This is a genomic window from Streptomyces sp. OR43 (assembly GCF_008042275.1).
Lineage (GTDB): Bacteria > Actinomycetota > Actinomycetes > Streptomycetales > Streptomycetaceae > Streptomyces.
On sequence record NZ_RDBK01000025.1, the window covers coordinates 298,330 to 319,373 of the forward strand.

Here is a 21,044-nt window from a genome sequence, read left to right on the forward strand (position 1 = left end):
GCAAGCTCGTCGTGGACTCCGTCGTCACCTGGGCCAAGGAGTACAAGGTCGACGGCTTCCGCTTCGACCTGATGGGCCACCACCCCAAGGCCAACATCCTGGCCGTCCGCAAGGCACTCGACGCACTGACCCCCGCCAAGGACGGCGTCGACGGCAAGAAGATCATCCTGTACGGGGAGGGCTGGAACTTCGGAGAGATCGCCGACGACGCCCGCTTCGTCCAGGCGACGCAGAAGAACATGGCCGGCACCGGCATCGCCACCTTCTCCGACCGGGCCCGCGACGCCGTGCGCGGCGGCTCCCCGTTCGACGAGGACCCCGGCGTGCAGGGCTTCGCCTCCGGCCTCTACACCGACCCCAACACCTCCGCCCACAACGGCACCGAGGCCGAGCAGAAGGCCCGGCTGCTCCACTACCAGGACCTGATCAAGGTCGGACTCACCGGCAACCTCGCCGACTACACCTTCACCGACACCACCGGCGCCACGGTCAAGGGCTCGGGCGTCGACTACAACGGGGCCCCGGCCGGATACGCCGCCGCGCCCGGTGACGCGCTCGCCTACTCCGACGCCCACGACAACGAGACGCTGTACGACACCCTCGCCTTCAAGCTCCCGGCGGGCACCTCGGCAGCCGACCGGGCCCGCATGCAGGTCCTCGCCATGGCGACGGCCACCCTCTCCCAGGGCCCCTCGCTCTCCCAGGCCGGCACCGACCTGCTGCGCTCCAAGTCCCTGGACCGCAACTCCTTCGACAGCGGCGACTGGTTCAACGCCCTGCACTGGGACTGCCGCGCGGGCAACGGCTTCGGCCGCGGACTGCCGCCCGCCGCGGACAACCGGGCCAAGTGGTCCTACGCCAAGCCGCTGCTCGCCGACGCGGCGCTCAGTCCCGGCTGCGCACAGATCAACGGTGCCTCGTCCGCGTACCAGGACCTGCTCACCATCCGTGCCACGGAGAAGGACTTCGGCCTCTCCACCGCCGGACAGGTGCAGTCCACGCTCTCCTTCCCGCTCTCCGGCAAGGACGAGACACCCGGTGTGATCACCATGCGGCTCGGCAAGCTGGTCGTCGTCCTCAACGCGGCACCCGGCGCCACCACTCAGAAGGTCGCCTCGCTGGCCGGAAAGAACTACGCCCTGCACCCCGTCCAGGCGGCGGGCGCGGATCTTACCGTCAAGAGGTCCACGTACGAGAGGAGTTCGGGAAGCTTCACCGTTCCGGGACGCACGGTGGCGGTGTTCTCGCTGCGCTGACCCGCACCGGGTCTACCGTGTGGGCAGCCGTCGGCAGAGCCGCAGCACCCCACTCCCGGCGCGCCCTCCCACTCCACCCGGCCGGTTCAGGCCCCTCTCCCGTACGGCACCGTCGTCGATCGTCCGACGGTGCCGTACGGGGGGCGCAGGGGGCCGGGACCGGCCGCTCCACCTGGTCAGCGAAGGTGACGATGGCGAGCAGCATTCCCGAGGGGACCACGAGCCCCGCCGGACCGGAGACGGAACTCGGCCGGATCGAACACGCCCTCGTCACGGGTCGGCTGACCACCCTCACCGGCACCGGCGGAGCCGGCCGGACCCTGCTGGCGATCCATGCGGCCGGGCGCGTGCGGTCCCTGTACCGCGACGGCGTCCGATGGGCGGACCTCGCCCCGGTCCATGACGACGAGCTGCTCCTCGCCACCGTCTCCGAAGCGGTCGGACTGGACGGCCGCAGCCGGCGGGGTCCCGTCCAGGCGCTCGTCGAGGCGGTGTGCGAACACCTCGCCGAGATGCACCTCCTGCTCGTCCTGGACTCCTGCGCACAGGTGCGCGCAGGCTGTGCGCACCTCCTCGGCGAGATCCTCACGACCTCTCCCGGGCTGACCGTCCTCGCCACGAGCGGACAGCCTCTGGGTGTCAGGGGCGAGCAGTGCGTCGGTGTCCCCGGGCCGCCCGGCCCTCGCACCGCAGGGTGACCGCCCACATAGTGGTTCCCGCTTGTGCGCCCTGCCGACGGGCGCAAGGGTGGGGGTGACCACCGTCCCGCGCCCGCTCAGGAGGCCGTCATGCCCCAGATCACCGTCGACTACTCCGCCGAACTCGACGGCGCCTTCGACCGTTCAGGCTTCGCGGGCGCGCTGCACCCGCTGGTCGCCGAGACGGTCACCACGAAGATCGCCGCCTGCAAGACCCGCTTCCGCCGGGTCGAGGAGACCGTGGTCGCGGACGCTCCCGACGGGGACGCGCTCGTGCACGTCGACATCGCACTGCTGCCGGGCCGCACCCCGGAGATCAGGGCGCGGCTCACCGAGTCGGTACTGGAACTGCTCGCCGCCCATATCCGGCCGGCCGGCGAACTGACCCTCCACCTCTCGGCCGAGACGCGCGACCTCGACCCCTCCTACCGCAAGCGCTGAGCGGCTACCGCAGCCGCTGCGGAGGTACGGCCGGCACGGCGGGCGCCAGCGAGGAGAGCCGCACCAGCAGATCTCCGAACGGCCCGTCCGCCGGCTCCTGCGCGAGGACCCGCAGCACGACGCCGGCCATCTCCTCGTTGTACGCGGCGCTCACGGCGGCCAGCGCGGCGAAGTCGTGCACGAGCTGCAACTCCAGCTCCGCACGCGGGATGCGCCGTCCGTCCAGCCACATCAGGGCCGTCGACTCGGCGAGCGAGACCCAGGACCTGACGACCAGCTCCAGCCGGGCCGGAGGTTCCTCGACGCCCAGATGGGCCAGGATCTGCTCGCAGGCCGCCTGGCGCACTCCGTCGATCATCGCGTTCGCCGTCGAGGAACCCACCGCGGGTCCGCCCCGCATGAGGGCCGCGAACCCGGGCCCGTGGTCGTCGACGAAATCGAAGAACCGCCCCATGACCCGCAACAGCCGTGCCCCCAGAGGCCCTTCGCGAGGCTCCAGGAACCGGGCCGCCAACTCGTCCGCCGCCCGCCGCAGCGCCGCCTCGTACAGGCTCTGCTTGCCCGGGAAGTAGTGGTAGACCAGCGGCCGGGAGATCCCGGCGGCGGCGGCGATCTCGTCGATCGACACCTCGTCCGGGGACCGGTGACTGAACAACTCCAGCGCGACGCCGATCAACTGCTGCCTGCGCTCCTCGACGCCCATCCTGCGCCGTACCCCGGTCGTCATGGGGAACAGGGTACCGACCGGCACGACAACACGCCCTAGAGGTCCAGCACCAGCCGTCCGCCCCGGCACCGGGACACACAGATCAGCATCGACCCGTCCCGCTCCGCGTCCGTCAGGAGGTCGTCCCGGTGCTCGATCTCGCCTTCCAGGACCCGCTGTTGGCACGTACCGCAGAAGCCCTGCTCGCAGGAGTACGCGACGTGCGGCAATTCGGCACGCACGGCGGCGAGCACCGACTGGCCGGCCGCGACCGCGACGGTGCGGCCCGAGCGGCGCAGCTCCACCTCGAAGGGCACCGACCCCGCGGCGTCCGTCCCCGGCGCGGAGAACCGCTCCAGGTGCAGGGTGCGGCCGGGCGGGAGCGCGGCCGCGACCGCGTCCATCAGGGGCTCCGGACCGCAGCAGTGGACCGCCGTGCCCTCGGCCGTGTCCGCGAGGGCCGCCGCGATGTCCGGGTGGCCCGCCTCGTCCTGCGGGACGACCGTGACCCGGTCGCCGTCCGCGCCCAGCTTCTCGATCTCCGCCAGGAACGGCATCGTCGACCGGCTGCGTCCCCCGTACAGCAGCCGCCAGTCGCCCCCCGAGGCGGCCAGCGCGCGCACCATGGGCAGGACCGGTGTGATGCCGATGCCGCCGGCGACGAAGAGGTGGGCGGGGGCGTCGGCCAGCGGGAAGCGGTTGCGCGGACCCCGGACCTCGACCTCCTGGCCCTCGTGGAGCAGGGCGTGCACCTCGCGCGAGCCGCCCCGGCCGTCCTCCGCCAGCCGGGCCGCCACGGTGTACGCGGTGCGGTCGGCCGGGTCGCCGCACAGGGAGTACTGGCGGACCAGCCCGGACGGCAGCACCAGGTCCAGATGGGCGCCGGGCTGCCAGGGCGGCAGGTCCGGGCCCTCCAGCCGGAGCTGCACGACCCCGTCCGCGGGTGTGGTCCGCCCGGTGATCAGCAGCCGCCGGCCCGTGGTGGAACGGCGCTGCGCCCGGCCGGACACGGGCTCGTCCAGCGCGGGCAGTGGCCACAGCGGGGACTTCTCGATGCGGCGGCGCATCGCCCGCCTGGCGAGCAGCGCGGCGGCGGCCACCACGGCGACGGTACGCGGGCGGGGCAGGGGCAGGGGCATCGGTCAGCCGGCTTCCGTCGTACGGGCCTCGGCCGCGACCGCGGCGGGCGAATGGGCGAGGTAGCCGACGGCCTGCGCCGTGCTGCCCTCCTGCGAGGGGTGGTACGTACGGCTCAGATAGCGCGGGACGGACCGCAGCATCGAGGGGGTGCTCGGCAGCGTGCCGCGCCGGCCGCTGCGGTAGAACTGGCCGAAGGACGCCTTGCCGTCCAGCAGACTCGGATCGTTCTCCATGAAGAACCTGGTGCCGCGCTGCCAGAGGAAGAGCAGCGCGGAGAAGGCCGTCGCCCAGGTCCGTACCCGCCGTCGGTATCCGCCGTCGACGTGCATGAACACATCGAAGGCCACCGAGCGGTGCTCGACCTCCTCGGCGCCGTGCCAGCGCAGCAGATCCAGCATCGTGGGATCGGCGCCGCGCCGGTCCAGCTCCTCGGCGTTCAGGATCCAGTCGCCGAGGAACGCCGTGTAGTGCTCGATCGCCGCGATCGTCGCGACCCGCTCCATCAGCCACCACCTGCGCGCCCGGCCCGGTGGCAGCGTCCGGTCGCCGAGCAGCTTCTCGAAGAGCCAGTCGACCTGGGCGGTGTACGGGGTCGGATCGAGACCGAGGTCCTTCAGGTGCGGGAGCACGTCGTCGTGGGCCTGGGAGTGCATCGCCTCCTGGCCGATGAACCCGATGACGTCCTGGCGCAGCTGCTCGTCGTGGATGTACGGGAGCACCTGGCGGTACACGTGGATGAACCAGCGTTCCCCGGCCGGAAGCAGCAGATGGAGCACGTTGATGGTGTGCGTGGTGAACGGATCGCCCGGCACCCAGTGCAGGGGCGTTCCGTCCCAGGCGAAGGACACCCGACGGGCCTTGAGGCGGGCCCGCTCCGAGGCCACCGCCGCTGGCTGCTTGTGAGACATGTTGTCAATGTACTGAGGGGTAGGGCCGGGCGACAGGGGCGTGCACACCATGAATTCCCGGGCCCGTCGCCTTCGCGCGGTCGCGCTCAGCGCAGCGCCCCCGCCCGGCTGCCGTCCGCCAGCCGCCCGTCCAGCTGCGCCCGGTCGCCCGCCCCGGCCCGACGCGGGGCAGTCCGAGGCCGCGCTCGTCGAGCACTACCGGTGCTGCGGAACGCGCTGGCGGCGGGTCGGCCGGTGCGGCTGCGCCATCTGCCGCGCCGCGACCGGCTCCCGGCGCGGTGCTGCGGAACGCGCTGGCGGCGGGTCGGCCGGTGCGGCTGCGCCATCTGCCGCGCCGCGACCGGCTCCCGGCGCTCCTCCCGCTGACCTGGGGGCTCCGGCTGTTCCCGCACTCCGGCGTGTTCTCGGCGCGCGCCGCGACCACCCCCGGTGGCCCGCTCCCCGACGGCCGCCCGGACGGGGCCTGGAACTGGGCGAGGGTCCTGCTCCCGGTGCCCCGCCAGGTCTCCGCCCGGGTGCACAGCCACTGGGCGGTGCCGTCGCCCTCGGGCAGCGACTGCTTCGCGTACACCCATGAGTTGACCTCGCGCACCCCGTGCGCGCGTACGGCCGGCAGCAGACAGGCGGTGCGCGCCCAGCTCGCGTACTCCGCGCGCCCCGAGATGTCGTGCGGACGCTCCGGCGGGCCCGAGGTCAGCCGGGCCGGAGCGAGTTCACCGAGATCCGTCACCAGGCGCACCGCCCCGGCGCCGGCCAGCTCGACCGCGTGCCAGGACCGGCAGCCGGGCGCGGTCGCCGGTCCTGGCAGCGGGTCGGTCACTCCGTCGGGGGAGCGGTGCAGCGCGCGCGGGTCCCGGTCCGGCGCGAGCAGATCCCTTACCCGCGCCTGCCGGACCCAGGGCGCCGTCAGATAGCGGACCGAGCCGTCCGCCCGCTCCACGACCAGGGCCCCGGCCGACGCCACGTCCGCCCCGTCGACCCGGGCGAAGTCGAGTGCCGCACCCTTCGACGGATCGGCGTCACGGGGCTCCGCGTACCGCACGACACGCAGCCCGTCGTGGAACAGCACCACCGCGGACGGGCCGACCTCGCCCGCGTACAGCAGCTGCGGCGCCCCCATGGGCGGCCCCACCGGCGTCCCCGGCGTCGCCGACGTCCGCACACCGCCGCCCGGCCGCGCCCACACCCGTAGCGCCCGCCGCAGCAGCCGGGTGTCCTCGGTCCGGTCGCCCCGCGTGGGCCAGGCGGTGAAGTCGGTACGCGGCGAGCGCTGCCAGAACGCCGTCGGCACCCTGCGCAACGCCCCCGGTTCCAGGGCCGCTTCGGCGGCCGGGTTGCGGGCGTACAGGGGCGCGGACAAAGAGCCCCGGCTCCAGCCCTCACCCGGCAGGCCCAGCAGCGCCCCGCACACGAGCAGGGCGGCGAAACCGGCCAGCGCCGCCCGGAGGTATCTGCGGCGGCGCGCCAGATCGGGCGGACGGGCCTGGAGCGAGCAGGGGTCGAACCCGGGCGAGGCCAGCAGCGCGTAGGCGGCCGGCACCCCGTCCGCCTCCATCAACGCCGCATGAGGGTCGGCCACCCCGGCATCGGACAGCACCCGCCGGACCTCGCAGTCGGCCAGCCCCTCCAGGCCGCGCAGGACGAACGCGGCCCGGGCCGCCCCGCTCACCGCCGACAGCCGCTGTTCCAGGGCGAGTTCATCGGCGCCGCCGGAGTGCGGGAACAGCCGGAGCCCCCAGGTCAGCGGGAGGAGCGCCGGGAGCCGGTCGCGGCGCGGCAGATGGCGCAGCCGCACCGGCCGACCCGCCGCCAGCGCGTTCCGCAGCACCTGCCGCCGGACGTACGCGTACCCCGGATCGGCCGCCTCCGCGCGACCCGGACGGCGTGGCAGCGGAACCGCGCCGCCGTCCCCGGGCCCGGCTCTGCGCGCCGCCTGGAGGGATCGCTGGGCCAGGGCATGAGCCGTGAGGACGCGCCGGTCGCGGCTCAGCGAGTGCGGCAGGACGAGATAGCCGAGCCGGGCCAGCCGCGGGTAGTGCTCGACGAGCGCGGCCTCGGACTGCCCCGCGTCGGGCCGGGCGGCGGCTGGCGGTACCTCTGACAGTGGACGCACGTTCAGCAGAACGAGCGAATCGTGCGATGGTCACTCCGGGGGCTGTGCGGCCGGGTCACTCGCGCTCCGGCCCTTCTCACGTTCGGCTGCGGGACCCGGCCCGGAACGGCACGATGGCCGGATGACGAAGCGGAACGCTACGCGAAGCGCGGCGCGGTACGCGTGGTGCGCGGCCGTCGTCGTGGGCCCGGTCCTGCTCGCGGGATGCGGCGGTGGCGGTGACGACATTCCGCCGACCGCCACCGGCACCCTGGAGGAACTCGCCGCGCAGGCGCACTGCGAGCCGAAGCTCCAGACCGACGCCCAGGAGCTGCGCCAGGCCAACTGCGCCACGGAGGACGGACGTTATGTGCTGGCCACGTTCGCGACCGACCGCGGCCAGCGGGAGTGGATCAACGAGGCCAACGACTACGGCGGTTCGTACCTGGTCGGCCGCAGATGGGTCGCCGTCTCGGACGCCGCGGTGATCGCGGCACTGCGCGGCCGGCTCGGGGGGACGGTGGAGACTGCCTCGCCGCACCACTCGGGAAGCGGTGGCGACGGCGGGAACGAGGCAGAGCACTCCGGTCGTCCGGGGAGCTGACCGCGCGGGTGCGGCGCGGGGCGATGCGCCTTCAGCGGCACTTGCGCCCGCCGTTGACGCAGCTCACCACCTTCCGCATCAGCCTGTCGTCGAAGACGTTGATGAAGTCACCGTGGTCGGTGACGGGCTTGTGCAGCTGCTCCGGGAAGGAGTCGACGGCGAACCCGGGCCCCGGAGGCACGTCGTACACGATCCGCTGGACCAGCTGCGGAATGGCCCGGAAGCCGTTCGGGCACCGCCCGTCGTCCTGCGCGAACGCCACATGGGTGCGGTGGTTCGCGCTGTCGGTGTTCTGCCCGTCCCAGCAGCTCTGGAAGGCGAAGGAACGGACGACCTGGCTGCCCTCGGGACAGATCGGGTACTTGTCCTTGAGCTGCCGGTCCTCGAACCCGGTACAGCTCCAGGAGGCGTTGGCGTTCGCGTCGCCGTTGGTGAACGCCTTGGCGTCGCCGGTGATGATGCGCAGGAAACGCGGCATGGCCGTGACCTTGCCGGTGGGGTTGCCGACGAACTTCAGCGTGACCTGCGACGGGGTCTGGATCTCCCCGATGTTCTGGTCCCTGCCCCCGCCGTCGGCTTCGGCGTCGTTCTCCGCGGCCCCGTTCCGCAGGCGGAGCACCGGCCAGTAGTACGTGGACCGGTCGCCCTGGTTACGGCAGGTGGTGTCGCCCGCCGCCAGGTCGTCGTCGCCGGAGAAGGCGTCCGTGGCCTGGTTGCCGACGTAGTCGTGCATGTGGTGGGCCCCGTTGGCGACACCGGGTGCGGCGATGACGTTGTCCGGGTTGAACTTCCCGTTCTGGTTGCGTCCGCACTCGGTGGTGAAGGTGCCGCGCGAGGCGCCCCGGAGCCGGGCCGGCCGGTCGACGCCGGGCTGGACCGACCGGATGTCGACGAAGTCGGAGTCCTCGGGGCCGTTGCCGCCGGAACCGTCGTCCGTGGGTTCGCCCGACGGCTGGTCCGGCGGCTCGTCCGTGGGATCGCCCGGCGCCGGTTCCGCGGGATCGCCCGAGGGCGGTTCCGTCGGCTCGTCCGCCTCGTCGTCCGCGCGCAGACTGCACGGGGCCAGCGAGCCGAGCCCTTCCGGACGCTCCGTGCTGCGGCCGATCGCGGTCGCGATGCGGTCGATGCTGGCGGTGCGCCTGGCCTTCAGCGGGCCCAGCACGGCGTTCTGCGCGAGCTGCGGGTCGCGGGCCATCCTGTCCCGGCGGTCGGCGAACTCCCGGTAGGCATCGGTGATCTGGGTGTCCATGGCGGCCAGTTCGCGGTCGACCTCCGCCCGGGCAGGATCCGGCACCTCGGGGATCTCGTTGACCACTTCGGGGCAGTCGATGGTGGAGGCCTGGCGGACCTGCGGCCCGTTCCGGTGGGAGAAGCCGGACGGGCCCTCGCCCGCAGAGGCGTAGACGTTGACCGCGGCCAGCCCACCCCCGCCCAGGATCAGTGCGGCCGAGGCGATGATCGCCCGGTTGGCCAGGGTGGAGCGTTTCTTGCGCGATGTGCGTCCCATGGAACTCCTCGGACTCCTCAGGCTTCGCGGGGGAGAAGCGTGACGTTCCATACGGCGCCGGCGCGCCGCCCGTTCAACGGACGGAGGAATTCCTGTGAACCAAGTGTCAGGCGAAGCGGGCCAGTTGAGGATCGACCGGGGCCGAGACCAGCCGGTTGGCCAGGGTCGACATGGTGTAGGCGCCGATGCCCAGGACCACTTCCAGCGCGTTGCGGCCGGTGTACCCGTGCGCCAGGAACGACTGGAGCGTGTCCTCGCCGACGGCCCCGCTCGTCACGAGGACGGCCAGCGTGAACTCCCGTACCGCCTCAAGCCGTTCGTCCGGCAGCGGCGTCCCGTCGCGCAGTGCGGCGATGAGGTCCGCGTCGGCACCGAGAGCGGTGAGCCGTGCGGTGTGCATGGCCACGCAGACGTGGCAGCCGTTGCGGGCGGCCACCGTCATGATCAGGGTCTCCCGGGAGAGCGGGTCCAGGGTCGTCGACTCGAAGAGCGCGCTCATCTTCAGGAAGCCGCCGAGAAGCTCCGGGGACGAGGCGAGCCGGGTGACGGCGGTCGGCAGATAACCCTGCTTCTGCGCCACGGCCGCCATGGTGGAGCGGGCGGCCGCGGGGGCGGATTCGAGGGTGTGGTCGGGAAAAGCGGTGGCGGACATGGAAGACCCCTCGCGATAAACTCGACAACGTGATTGACGAAAAGGTAAACCAGGTTGTCGAGTTTTGCAATGGCTGAGCGTCCGGCCGGCGCCCCCGTCGAGGCGGGAGCGGGCTTCGAGCTGCCCGTTCTGCTCTTCGGTGGCTTCCGTTCGATCATCGACGCCCTGCATCGCGAGCTGGCCGAGCACGGCCACCCCGACATGAGGCCCGCCTACGGGTACGCGCTGCAGGCCGTGGGCCGGGGCGGGTCGACCGCCAGTGAGATCGGCCGGCGGCTGGGCGTGTCCAAGCAGGCCGCAGGGAAGACCGTCGAGAAGCTGGAGGGCCTCGGCTACGTGGAGCGCGTCGACGATCCGCAGGACGGCCGCCGCAAGCTGGTCCGGCTGTCCCCGCGCGGGGTCGACATGCTGGTGCGGTCCGCCGAGGGCTTCGACCGGCTGCGTGCCGAGTGGGTGCGGGTGCTCGGCGCCGAGCGGGTCGGCGCCATGGAGGCCGATCTGCGCACCATGGCCGCCACCGATGCGTTCCGGCTCGATATGGCCGCCTGGTTCAACGGCTGAACGAGCGGGACAGGACTTGGACTTTGTGCATGAGAGATAGGACGTATCGAGTGCGCACCCTTCCTGTGGACCCCGTCATGCGGCAACATGCACGCGTCGGCACCCGAAAGACCCGACCACTTGTGGTCGTGAATGGGAGGGAACCATGGCACGACGCACCCATGTGCTCAGCGCGCTCGCACTGGCGGCGGCCGCCGCGCTCATCCCCGTACAGGCCACGGCGCAACAGCCCGCATCCCAGCGGTCCGCATCGCCCGCCGCCCCGTGCGACGCGCCCGTGAGACCCGCGTCGCAGATGACGGTCGAGTCCTGCGACAGCCCGGACCGGATCATCGAGAAGGCCGCGAACATCGTGCCCACGCCGGGCCAACTGGCGTGGCAGCAGCGGGAGGTCACCGCTTTCACGCACTTCGGGATGAACACCTTCACCGACCGTGAGTGGGGTTCCGGCACGGAGGACGAGAAGCTCTTCGCGCCGAAGAGCATCGACGCCGACCAGTGGATGCGCGCCTACAAGGCCGCCGGCGTCGAACAGGTCATGCTCACCGTCAAGCACCACGACGGCTTCGTCCTCTACCCCAGCCGCTACACAGACCACTCGGTCGCCCTCAGTCCCGGCAGCCCCGATGTCGTCGCCGCCTACGTGAAGGCCGCCCGCAAGGCGGGCCTAAAGGTCGGCCTCTATCTCTCGCCCTCCGACGGCGCCGAACTCCCGCACGCCTGGCACGCGGAGTGGGTCGAGAAGATCCGGGCCAAGCAGGCCGAGGGCAAGGCGCTGAGCCTGCCCGAGCGGATGGCACTGGAGGACGGCGACCGCGCGCCCGCCGGACAGGGCCGGTTCGGCAACGGCAGCGCCGTCACCGAGCGCACCATCCCCACCCTCGTCCCCGGCGACGACCGGGCCGCCCGCGTGAAGAGCGGCAAGCTGCCCACCTTCACGGTGAAGGCCGACGACTACGACGCGTACTACCTCAACCAGTTGTACGAGATCTTCACCCAGTACGGCCCCGTCGAGGAGCTCTGGCTCGACGGCGCCAACCCGTGGTCGGGCTCCGGCATCACCCAGAAGTACGACGTCAAGCAGTGGTTCGACATGGTCAAGGCGCTCTCGCCGAACACCGTCGTCTTCCAGGGCCCCCAGGGCGTCCGCTGGGTCGGCAACGAGTCGGGCGTCGCCCGGGAGACCGAGTGGAGCGTCACCCCGCACACCACCGACCCGTGGACCGGGCTCGGCAGCCTCCCCAACGACTCGACCGACGCCGACATCGGCTCGCGCGCCAAGCTCCTCGGCCCGGACGTCAACCACCTCCAGTGGTACCCGGCCGAGGCCGACGTCTCCAACCGGCCCGGCTGGTTCTACCACGAGGACGAACAGCCCAAGACCGCAGCGCAGTTGCTGAACCTGTACGAGAAGAGCGTCGGCCGCAACGCCTCGCTCCTCCTCAACGTCCCGCCGGCGCCCGACGGCCGGATCGCCCAGGCGGACGTCGCGTCACTCACCGCGTTCGGCGACGACGTGCGCCGGATCTACGGCAGTGACGTACGGACCCAGGGCCCGGCCCCGTACACCTTCGACCGGGTGGCGGTCCGTGAGGACATCAGGCACGGCCAGCGGGTCGAGCGGTTCGCCGTGGAGGCCCGGATCGGCGGGGCCTGGCAGACGATCGCCGAAGGCACCACCATCGGCCACGAGCGCATCCTGCCGCTCCCCGCGGCCGTGACCGCGACCTCGGTCCGCGTCAAGGTGCTGGAATCCAGGGCGAAGCCGCATCTGGGAGCCACGACGCTGCACCTCACCACCGCACCGGCCGGTTCCTGACCGTCCGTCCCGATGCCGCGCGTCCGGGCCGGCCCTGACCCGGCCCGGATGCGCGACCCCGCCGGCACAACTCTTCCCCCGGCCCGGATGCGCGACCCACGGCACGCCGTGTCCCTGGTCCCGCTATCCCTGATCCAGATAGGCGAGCACCGCGAGGACGCGGCGGTTGTCGTCGTCGGAGGGCGGCAGGTCCAGCTTCCCGAAGATGTTCGAGGTGTGCTTGGCCACCGCCCGCTCCGTGATCACCATCTGCGAGGCGATCGCCGCGTTCGAACGCCCCTGGGCCATCAGTTCCATGACCTCCCGCTCCCGCGGCGTCAGCCCGCCCATCGGCTTGTCCTGCGCGCGCCGCGACAGCAACTGCGAGATCACCTGCGGGTCCATCGCCGTGCCGCCCGCCGCGACCCGGCGCACCGCGTCGATGAACTGGTCGGCGTCGAAGACCCGGTCCTTGAGCAGATAGCCGATCGCCCCGTTGCCGTCCGCCAGCAGCTCGCGCGCGTACAACTGCTCGACGTGCTGGGAGAGTACGAGCACCGGCAGCCCCGGCCGGGCCCGGCGCGCCGCGAGGGCGCACTGCAAGCCCTCGTCCGTGTGCGACGGCGGAAGCCGGACGTCGACCACGGCGACGTCCGGCTTCAACTCGGCAAGGGCCCGGGTGAGTTCGGGCCCCGTCTCGACGGCGGCCGCGATCTCGAAGTCGTACGCCTCCAGCATGCGCACCAGGCCGTCGCGCAACAGGAAGAGATCTTCGGCTAGGACAACTCGCAAGGGATCTCCATGGTCACCATGGTGGGACCGCCCGCGGGGCTGCTGACGGCCATGATGCCGTCGAATGTACCGAGTCGGCGTTCGATGCCGCTCAGACCCGAACCCTTTCCGGCCGCCGCACCGCCCTTCCCGTTGTCCGTGACCGAGATCCTCAGCATGCCGTCGACATGGTTCAGGTCCACCCAGATCCGGTCCGCGCCCGAGTGCTTCGCCGCGTTCGTCAGGGTCTCACTGACCGCGAAGTACGCCGCCGACTCGACCGGGGCCTCGGCCCGGCCGTCCAGCTCCACGTCCACCTCGGACGGGATCGGCATCCGCAGCGCCAGCGCCCTGACCGCGTCCCCGAGACCGCGCTCGGCGAGAACCGGCGGGTGGATGCCCTGGACGAGATCGCGCAGCTCGGTCAGCGCCTCGGCCGAGGACGCACGGGCCATCGCCACGAGCTTCTTCGCCTGGGCCGGGTCCTTCTCGATCAGCGCCTCGATCGTGCCGAGGTTCATGCCCATGGCGACCAGCCGGGCCTGCGCCCCGTCGTGCAGATCCCGCTCGATGCGCCGCAGTTCGGAAGCGGCGGTGTCGACCGCCTCGTGCCGGGTCTCGGTCAGCCGGTCGATGCGCAGGGCCAGTTCCTGCTCATGGGCGGGGGCCAGCACCGAGCGGGCGAGCACGAAGTGGGCCCGCAGCAGCCGCTCGCTGAGCAGCACACCGGCCGCGAGGAGCGCCACGCCGAGCGCGGCGGCCGCCAGCCCCGACGCCTGGCTGTCGACGGGCACGAACGCGTACCAGTACCGGTCGTCCGTGTAGACCCGCCACAGACCTGCCGCCAGGACGAAGCCCTCCACCGGGTAGATCATCAGCGCCGCCGCCAGGGTCGCCACCACGTAGCCCGCGGTCATGTCGACCATCAGCCACTGGATGTCCCGCCAGGTCGCCGGGTCCTTCAGCATCAGCGTGGTCCGCTCCACCTGCCCGGTGAAGCCGCTGCGCACATCCTTCGGCAGCGGCCGGTACGGAACGGGGATGCGGACGTCCGACCAGGTGATGGCCAGCAGCCGGCGCTGATTGGCGTGCTGCCGGACCGCCGTCAGCACCCAGGGGGTGGTCACCAGCCCGATGCCCAGCAGGATGAAGGCGATGGAGAGCACCGTCAGCACGAACAGGGTGAGCGATCCCGCCAGCGAGGCGACCGACAGCAGCAACCCACGCCCCGCGGCCAGCAGCGCGCCCCTCACCCGTCCCCGTGTCGCGTTCATCCTGATCCCTCTTCCCTCTCCGGGCCGGTCCCGTCCGGTCTGATCCGCCGGACGCGCCCTGGCCGGGCCGCCGTGCCGGCCCCGGTCCGTAGACAGTCTGACCCGGCGGACCCCGCGGGCGTCAGCCGTTTCGCCACCCGGCGGGGGTGTACCTACCACCACCCCCGCACCGACGCCCTACGTCGCGCCGAGTGGGGGCTTCGACGGCTGGGGCGGCGGGCCCGGAATTCCTAGATTCGTGGTGTCCGGTCCGACGCCTACACAGGGGGCGAACAACACCATGAGGCCCAACCTCGCGGCACGTATCGGTGTGTGGAGCACACACCACCGCAAGACAGCGATTCTCGGCTGGCTGCTCTTCGTCGTACTCGCCGCGGGCATCGGCGGCGCGTCGGGGATGGTCGAGATGACCAACGCGGAGAACGGCGCGGGCGACTCGGCGCGCGCCGAGCAGATCCTCTCCGACGCAGGCCTCAGCCCGCGCGCGGGTGAGCTGGTCATGGTGTCGTCGACGAAGCCCGACGGCTGGCGGACGGCGGCCGGCGAGCTCACCGCATCGATCGGCCGGACCGGCGAGGTGACGGACCTCGCGGCTCCGGTCCCGTCCAAGGACGGCAAGGACGCGCTGATCACCTTCGAGATGAAGGGCGACGCGGACACCGCCGCCGACCGGGTGCAGCCCGTCCTGGACGCCGTGGCCGGGGTCCAGAAGGCCCGGCCCGACGTCACCGTCCACCAGTTCGGCGAGGCCAGTGCCGGGAAGTGGCTCGGCGACCTGCTCTCCGACGACATGAAGAAGGCCGAGTTCACCGCCGTACCCCTGGCGCTCGGCATCCTGCTGGTCGCGTTCGGAGCCGTCGTCGCGGCCCTGCTGCCCGTAGGGCTCGCGCTGACCGCGTGCATGGCCGCGTTCGGGCTGCTCTCGCTGGCCAGCCACCAGCTGCACCTCTTCCAGACCACGTACTCCGTGATGTTCCTGATGGGCTTCGCCGTCGGCGTCGACTACTGCCTCTTCTACCTGCGCCGCGAACGCGACGAGCGGGCCGCCGGGCGCGACGCCGAAACGGCGCTGCGCATCGCCGCGGCGACCAGCGGCCGGTCCGTGCTGGTGTCCGGGCTGACGGTCATGGTCGCGATGGCCGGCATGTTCCTGTCCGGCCTGATGCTGTTCAAGGGCTTCGCCCTCGCCACGATCATCGTGGTCTTCATCGCCATGATGGGCTCCGTTACGGTCCTGCCCGCCCTGCTCTCCTGGCTGGGCGACCGGATCGACGCCGGGCGCGTGCCGTTGCTGAACCGGCGCAACAAGCGCAAGAAGGAGAGCGGTAGGATCGCCGGCAAGCTGCTGCGGCCGGTCCTGGCCAAGCCGAAGTTCTTCGCGGCCGCCTCGGTCCTCGTTCTCCTGGTACTCGCCGCACCGGCCCTCGGCATGAAGACCGAGTCGCTCGGCCTGGAGAAGCAGTTCGGGTCCGACTCCGCACTGTCCGTCGCCTACCGGCACATCAACGAGACCTTCCCCGGCGGCCCCGCCCCGGCCCAGGTGGTCGTCGAGGCCGACAACATCGAGGCCCCCGCCGTACGCAAGGCGCTGGCCGGATTCGACCAGGTGACCGTCCACCGGGCCAAGAACGTCGCGGAGATCGAGGTACCGCTGCCCGGCGGCGTGGCCGACCTGACCGAACTGAGGGAGGACCGGCTGCCGGCCGCGTTCGACGGCACGGGTGCCCGGGCCTATGTCACCGGTGACGTGGCCGGGTCCGTGGACTTCAACGACCAGCTGAAACGCGGCATCGTCCCCGTCTTCCTCTTCATCACCGCCGTGACCTTCCTGCTGATGCTGTTCTGCTTCCGCAGCTACGTCGTCGCCGTGACCTCGATCCTGCTCAACCTGCTCTCCGTGGCCGCCGCCTACGGCGTGATGACGGCCGTGTTCCAGCACGGCTGGGGCGCCTCGCTGATCGGCTCGGAAGGCGTCGGCGCGATCGAGGCCTGGATGCCGCTGTTCGTCCTCGTCGTCCTGTTCGGACTCTCGATGGACTACCACGTCTTCGTGGTCTCCCGGATCCGCGAGGCCCGCAGCCGCGGTCTCTCCACCCCGGCCGCGATCGACGAGGGCATCCGGCGCACGGCCGGCGCGGTGACCGGCGCGGCCGTGATCATGGTGGCGGTGTTCTCGGTCTTCGGGACGCTGTCGATGCAGGACATGCAGCAGATGGGCGTCGGCCTGGCCGTCGCGGTGCTGCTCGACGCCACGATCGTACGGATGGTCCTGCTGCCCTCCGCGATGGCGCTGCTGGGCGAACGGAACTGGCGCACCCCGCGCGGCCTGCGCCGCCTGCCGGAGCCGGACCACGGCGAGCCGCAGCCGGAGCCCGCCCGCGCGGCCGCCCCGGCGATGCCCGGCTGACCCGGACGAACCACGTGGGCCCCGGCCGCGGTATCCACCGCGGCCGGGGCCCACTTCGGGTGCGGTCAGGGCGTGTACTTGTAACCGACGCGCCGCACCGTCTGGATCGACCGACGGTGCTCCGCGCCCAGCTTGCGGCGCAGCCGGGCGATGTGGACGTCGACGGTGCGCCCGTCGCCCACGTGTCCGTAACCCCAGACCGTGGTCACCAACTGGTCGCGCGTGTGCACCCGGTGGGGGTGGGCGACCAGATGGGCCAGCAGCTCGAACTCCAGGTAGGTGAGGTCGAGCGTGTTCCCGTTCACCGCGGCCGTGCGCTGGACGGAGTCGATCCGCACCGGTCCCGTCGCCGCGTCCTCCAGCACCTCCGGCACCACGTACTGGGCGGCCGCGGCCGCGATGGCCGGCTGCTGGTCGGCCGGTACGAGCACCAGGTATCCGACCATCGGCGGCCGGCCCGGCAGCGCGGGCAGGGTGTGCTGGGGCGCGGGCAGCCAGGTGGCGCCCGGAGTCAGGAACGCGGAGACATCGGCCGGCCGGACGACCTCGTCCGGAGCGACGGCGCGCAGCCGGTGACGGTTGGGGGAGGGAGGACGGGAGGAGGCGGTCGCAGCGGTCGCCGACTGCGCTGCGGTGGCAGCGGCTGCGGAGGAGAAGATACGGGTGTTCGCCATGAGGGTCAGCTCTTTCGCGCGAGGGAGTCGTCTGTGGACGGACTTGCTTCGTGCGCGCGGACCGAAGACCGGGGTGAGCGGTGTTAGAGGGCCTGCGCGTTCCACGCGCGGCAACACACCCGGTCGAAGTCGTGATGCTGACGGGAGGGCCAGAACGGCTCGAGGTCGCTGCGACCTGACGAGGTGTGCTGGATGCTGGCCATGACCCCATTGAACCAGAGAACCGGGCGCGGGAGCAGACCTCTCTCACCCGTCGATACGGGCCCTTTGCCATGGACCGGGTTCGGGCTCAGCCCACCAGGCGTTTCCGCCAGTCCAGGTCCGTCAGTTCGATCGCCCGGTCCGGCGAACCGTCCCACTCCACGGTCAGTCCGGCTTCCCCCAGCACGGCCGCGACCTCCCGGCCCACCGCCGTCGTCGTCTCGGCGGACTCGTCGAACCCGCCGTAATACAGCATCAGTCTCCGGCCGGTCACCGCACCATCCGTACCCTGGACATGGAAGAAGACGAACCCCCGGGCGTCCTCGCGCCCTTCGCCGCGGATCTCGCCGGTTCCGCACGACCGGCAGCACGCGAAGTTCTCCCGCGCGGTGATCCCTCTGCCGTCCAGCACGGCGAAGGCCCGCTCCAGCCGGTCCGGATCAGTCACCTCCGGCCAATGCCGCTGCTCCTCGACCCTCTCCAGCCACACCCGCTCCACCAACTGCCGTGCCTGCGCGAGGGTCACCGGACGCACGCCGTCGCACACCAGGAAGTCCTCGGCCGACTCGGCGATATCCGCCACCGTGCCGTATCCGCCGTGGACCAGCTCCCGCACGCGCTCCTCCAGCTCCTCGCGGATGTCCGCCGCGATCTCCGGTACGGGCTCCGGTTCCGGCAGGCCGGCGCTCTCCCAGCCGATACCCGTGTCCCATCCGCGTTCCTGGCGGGCCCAGCGCGTCATCAACGCGGCGACCCGCTCGGGTGTCTCGACGAGGGCGCGGACATGGGTAGCGGCTCCGCCGGCGCGGTGCTCCACGTCGTACGCCCCGCCGATCTCATGCCACACCTGGATGAACGTGCCCGGGATGTCCGGTATCCGCTGCACGACCAGGAAGCGGTCACCGGTCATGCCGATCCGGTGCACCAGGCCGCCGAGCTCCTGGTCCGAAACACGGGTGTGTGTCTGCTGGTTCTCGGTCGCGATCTTGATCTCGAGCATGCGACCAGCCTGGCACACCGCACTGACAGTGCCCCGGGCACGCGGAGGGGCGCCCACCGGACCAACCGGTGGGCGCCCCTCGTACGGGCGGTCGCTGCCGCGGGATCAGACCTGGCCGGCCTTCTCCAGCGCGGTGCAGCAGGTGTCGACGATCAGCCGCGTGACGACGTACGGGTCGACGTTGGCGTTCGGACGACGGTCCTCGATGTAGCCCTTCTGGTCCTGCTCGACCTGCCACGGGATACGGACCGAGGCGCCGCGGTTGGAGACGCCGTAGCTGTACTCGTTCCACGGGGCGGTCTCGTGCAGACCGGTCAGCCGGTCGTCGATGCCCGCGCCGTAGTTCTTGACGTGGTCCATCGGCTTCGAGCCCTCACCGAGCGACTCGGCCGCGGTGATGATCGCCTCGTAGCCCTCGCGCATCGCCTTGGTGGAGAAGTTGGTGTGCGCGCCCGCGCCGTTCCAGTCGCCCTTGACCGGCTTCGGGTCCAGGGTCGCGGAGACGTTGAAGTCCTCGGCGGTGCGGTAGAGCAGCCAGCGGGCGATCCACAGGTGGTCGGAGACCTCCAGCGGGGAGACCGGACCGACCTGGAACTCCCACTGGCCGGGCATGACCTCGGCGTTGATGCCGGAGATGGCGAGGCCCGCCTTCAGACAGTTGTCGAGGTGCTTCTCGACGATCTCGCGGCCGAAGATCTCGTCCGCGCCGACGCCGCAGTAGTAGCCGCCCTGCGCGGCCGGGAAGCCGCCCTCGGGGAAGCCGAGCGGCCGGTGGCCGTCGAAGAAGGTGTACTCCTGCTCGATGCCGAAGATCGGCTCCTGGCCGGCGAACTGCTCGGCGACCGGCCGCAGCTCGGCCCGCGTGTTGGTCTCGTGCGGGGTCATGTCGATGTGGAAGACCTCGCACAGGACCAGGATGTCGTCACCGCCACGGATCGGGTCCGGGCACGTGAAGACCGGCTTCAGCACCCGGTCGGAGGCGTGGCCCTCGGCCTGGTTGGTGCTCGATCCGTCGAAGCCCCAGATGGGCAGCCCGGCCACGTCGGAGGACGGGGAACCGGACATGATCTTGGTCTTGGAGCGGAGCTTGGCGGTCGGCTCGGTGCCGTCGATCCAGATGTACTCAGCCTTGAACGTCACGGAAGCCCATCCTTTGCGGGTGCTGCGGTCTATGCAGCGCAGCTTCGCAAGACGCGATTTCCCGACCGTTGCCCTCGTGTGAACCCCGTGTTACCGAGGTTTCCTGTGCAAGTGGGGCCGGCCGTGGGTTGCCGCCTGCGGACTCCCGTCCCGGGAAGGCGCCGGGTTTCGGCGGGCTCGGTGACAGCCGCCGGACGGCGAAGCCCTCCGCGTCGTATACATGCGTCACCGAACCCCGCGTGGGCCGGTTCTCCCGGCCGGTCCGGCCCGCCGTGCACACTGTTCCCATGACGACACGCGCGACCCCTCTGCGTATCGGCCTGGTCGGTACGGGCCCCTGGGCCCGCATCACCCATGCCCCCGCCCTCGCCGCCCACCCCGGCGTCGTGCTCAGCGGGGTGTGGGGCCGCCGTGCCGAGGCCGCCGGGGAGCTGGCCGGCGCGCACGGCGTCGCCGCTTACACCGGTGACGCGGGGCTCGACGAGCTCTTCGCCGCGAGCGACGCCGTCGCGTTCGCCCTGCCGCCCGATGTCCAGGCGCCCCTGGCAGCCCGGGCCGCGGCGGCCGGCTGCCATCTGCTGATGGACAAGCCGGTGGCCACGACCGTCGAGGGCGCCCGGGAAGTGGCCGAGGCCGCCGAGCGGGCCCAGGTCGCCTCGATCGTGTTCTGCACCCTGCGGTTCGCTCCGCAGACCGCGGAGTGGATCGCCGAACAGGGCGCGGCGGGCGGCTGGTTCACGGCTCATGCCGAGTGGATCGGTGCCCTGTGGGCGCCGGGCGCGGACAGCGAGTTCGCCGCGTCCCCCTGGCGCCGGGAGAAGGGCGGTCTGTGGGACGTAGGCCCGCACGCGCTCTCGGTCCTCATCCCGGTGCTCGGTGACGTCACCGCCCTGACCGCGGTCCGTGGCCCCGTCGGCACCCACCACCTCGTCCTGCGCCACACCTCCGGCGCCTCCAGCACGGTGACGCTCAGCCTGGCGGCCCCGGTGGCGGCGGCCGGCGTGGGCATCGAGCTCAGGGGCGAGCACGGCGTCGTCGGCCTGCCCCGGTGGGACGGTGCCGTCGGGGCGTTCGGCGCCGCGGTGGACGCGCTGATCGAGTCGGTGCGTACGGGCGAGGCGCACCCCTGTGACGTGCGGTTCGGGCTCCGGCTGACGGAGCTGCTCGCGGAGGCCGAGGCGCAGGCGGGCAGCTGAGCCCGGCCGCCCCGCCCG

19 protein-coding genes are annotated in these 21,044 nt (G+C 72.0%); 8 read left to right on the forward strand and 11 right to left on the reverse strand.

Annotation, left to right across the window (positions count from 1 at the left end):
* The 3 genes from EAO72_RS14040 to EAO72_RS14050 form a co-directional block, all read left to right on the forward strand.
* Nucleotides 1-1,256: alpha-1,6-glucosidase domain-containing protein (locus tag EAO72_RS14040; RefSeq protein WP_148017827.1), on the forward strand; the 1,256-nt coding region annotated here is incomplete at its 5' end.
* 191 nt (nucleotides 1,257-1,447) lie between these two features.
* Nucleotides 1,448-1,954: a hypothetical protein gene (locus EAO72_RS14045; RefSeq protein WP_148017626.1), complete on the forward strand. Its 507-nt coding sequence runs from the start codon at nucleotides 1,448-1,450 to the stop codon at nucleotides 1,952-1,954.
* 90 nt (nucleotides 1,955-2,044) lie between these two features.
* Nucleotides 2,045-2,395, forward strand: a complete 351-nt coding sequence (locus EAO72_RS14050; RefSeq protein WP_148017627.1) for a 5-carboxymethyl-2-hydroxymuconate Delta-isomerase — start codon at nucleotides 2,045-2,047, stop codon at nucleotides 2,393-2,395.
* Nucleotides 2,396-2,399: 4 nt separating this feature from the next.
* Here the strand turns inward: EAO72_RS14050 and EAO72_RS14055 are convergent, their stop codons facing one another.
* From EAO72_RS14055 to EAO72_RS14070, 4 genes are read right to left on the reverse strand one after another with little or no spacing between them, the layout of a single operon-like run.
* On the reverse strand, nucleotides 2,400-3,122 hold the full coding sequence (locus tag EAO72_RS14055; protein ID WP_148017628.1) for a TetR/AcrR family transcriptional regulator: 723 nt from the start codon (nucleotides 3,120-3,122) through the stop codon (nucleotides 2,400-2,402).
* Between the two features lie 35 nt (nucleotides 3,123-3,157).
* Nucleotides 3,158-4,234 carry a PDR/VanB family oxidoreductase gene (locus EAO72_RS14060; RefSeq protein WP_187285056.1) on the reverse strand — a complete coding sequence of 359 codons (1,077 nt, stop codon included), beginning with the start codon at nucleotides 4,232-4,234 and terminating at the stop codon, nucleotides 3,158-3,160.
* A gap of 9 nt (nucleotides 4,235-4,243) precedes the next feature.
* On the reverse strand, nucleotides 4,244-5,149 hold the full coding sequence (locus tag EAO72_RS14065; protein ID WP_148017630.1) for a metal-dependent hydrolase: 906 nt from the start codon (nucleotides 5,147-5,149) through the stop codon (nucleotides 4,244-4,246).
* 4 nt (nucleotides 5,150-5,153) lie between these two features.
* On the reverse strand, nucleotides 5,154-7,262 hold the full coding sequence (locus EAO72_RS14070; protein WP_261991466.1) for a hypothetical protein: 2,109 nt from the start codon (nucleotides 7,260-7,262) through the stop codon (nucleotides 5,154-5,156).
* Between the two features lie 121 nt (nucleotides 7,263-7,383).
* Between EAO72_RS14070 and EAO72_RS14075 the strand changes: the two genes are divergently transcribed.
* The gene (locus EAO72_RS14075; RefSeq protein WP_261991467.1) at nucleotides 7,384-7,845 is read left to right on the forward strand and encodes a hypothetical protein; all 462 of its coding nucleotides are present in this window, start codon (nucleotides 7,384-7,386) and stop codon (nucleotides 7,843-7,845) included.
* Between the two features lie 31 nt (nucleotides 7,846-7,876).
* On the opposite strand, the gene EAO72_RS14080 is transcribed toward EAO72_RS14075, so the two are convergent.
* Both EAO72_RS14080 and EAO72_RS14085 read right to left on the reverse strand, forming a co-directional pair.
* Nucleotides 7,877-9,352 carry a DUF1996 domain-containing protein gene (locus EAO72_RS14080; RefSeq protein WP_148017631.1) on the reverse strand — a complete coding sequence of 492 codons (1,476 nt, stop codon included), beginning with the start codon at nucleotides 9,350-9,352 and terminating at the stop codon, nucleotides 7,877-7,879.
* Between the two features lie 106 nt (nucleotides 9,353-9,458).
* A complete protein-coding gene (locus EAO72_RS14085) occupies nucleotides 9,459-10,004 on the reverse strand; it encodes a carboxymuconolactone decarboxylase family protein (protein WP_148017632.1) in 546 nt (181 codons plus the stop codon).
* 69 nt (nucleotides 10,005-10,073) lie between these two features.
* Between EAO72_RS14085 and EAO72_RS14090 the strand changes: the two genes are divergently transcribed.
* Nucleotides 10,074-10,565, forward strand: a complete 492-nt coding sequence (locus EAO72_RS14090; protein WP_148017633.1) for a MarR family winged helix-turn-helix transcriptional regulator — start codon at nucleotides 10,074-10,076, stop codon at nucleotides 10,563-10,565.
* A gap of 145 nt (nucleotides 10,566-10,710) precedes the next feature.
* A complete protein-coding gene (locus EAO72_RS14095) occupies nucleotides 10,711-12,384 on the forward strand; it encodes an alpha-L-fucosidase (RefSeq protein WP_187285041.1) in 1,674 nt (557 codons plus the stop codon).
* A 123-nt stretch (nucleotides 12,385-12,507) separates the two neighbouring features.
* Here the strand turns inward: EAO72_RS14095 and EAO72_RS14100 are convergent, their stop codons facing one another.
* The gene (locus EAO72_RS14100) at nucleotides 12,508-13,155 is read right to left on the reverse strand and encodes a LuxR C-terminal-related transcriptional regulator (protein WP_148017634.1); all 648 of its coding nucleotides are present in this window, start codon (nucleotides 13,153-13,155) and stop codon (nucleotides 12,508-12,510) included.
* A complete protein-coding gene (locus EAO72_RS14105; RefSeq protein WP_148017635.1) occupies nucleotides 13,140-14,408 on the reverse strand; it encodes a sensor histidine kinase in 1,269 nt (422 codons plus the stop codon). The genes EAO72_RS14100 and EAO72_RS14105 overlap by 16 nt, the downstream gene beginning before the upstream one ends.
* A 280-nt stretch (nucleotides 14,409-14,688) precedes the next feature.
* Between EAO72_RS14105 and EAO72_RS14110 the strand changes: the two genes are divergently transcribed.
* The gene (locus tag EAO72_RS14110; RefSeq protein WP_187285042.1) at nucleotides 14,689-16,815 is read left to right on the forward strand and encodes an MMPL family transporter; all 2,127 of its coding nucleotides are present in this window, start codon (nucleotides 14,689-14,691) and stop codon (nucleotides 16,813-16,815) included.
* A 65-nt stretch (nucleotides 16,816-16,880) separates the two neighbouring features.
* Here EAO72_RS14110 and EAO72_RS14115 read toward each other — a convergent pair whose 3' ends face one another.
* The 3 genes from EAO72_RS14115 to glnII all read right to left on the reverse strand — a co-directional run bounded on the left by EAO72_RS14115 (nucleotide 16,881) and on the right by glnII (nucleotide 19,830).
* Nucleotides 16,881-17,489 (reverse strand): winged helix-turn-helix domain-containing protein, encoded by a 609-nt coding sequence (locus EAO72_RS14115; RefSeq protein WP_148017636.1) that lies wholly within the window; start codon nucleotides 17,487-17,489, stop codon nucleotides 16,881-16,883.
* Nucleotides 17,490-17,778: 289 nt separating this feature from the next.
* Nucleotides 17,779-18,690 carry a DUF6891 domain-containing protein gene (locus EAO72_RS14120; protein ID WP_148017637.1) on the reverse strand — a complete coding sequence of 304 codons (912 nt, stop codon included), beginning with the start codon at nucleotides 18,688-18,690 and terminating at the stop codon, nucleotides 17,779-17,781.
* 105 nt (nucleotides 18,691-18,795) lie between these two features.
* Complete coding sequence (gene glnII / locus EAO72_RS14125; protein ID WP_148017638.1) at nucleotides 18,796-19,830, reverse strand: glutamine synthetase; 1,035 nt, start codon at nucleotides 19,828-19,830, stop codon at nucleotides 18,796-18,798.
* A 287-nt stretch (nucleotides 19,831-20,117) separates the two neighbouring features.
* Between glnII and EAO72_RS14130 the strand changes: the two genes are divergently transcribed.
* On the forward strand, nucleotides 20,118-21,026 hold the full coding sequence (locus EAO72_RS14130; protein WP_148017639.1) for a Gfo/Idh/MocA family protein: 909 nt from the start codon (nucleotides 20,118-20,120) through the stop codon (nucleotides 21,024-21,026).
* Nucleotides 21,027-21,044 lie beyond the last annotated feature (18 nt).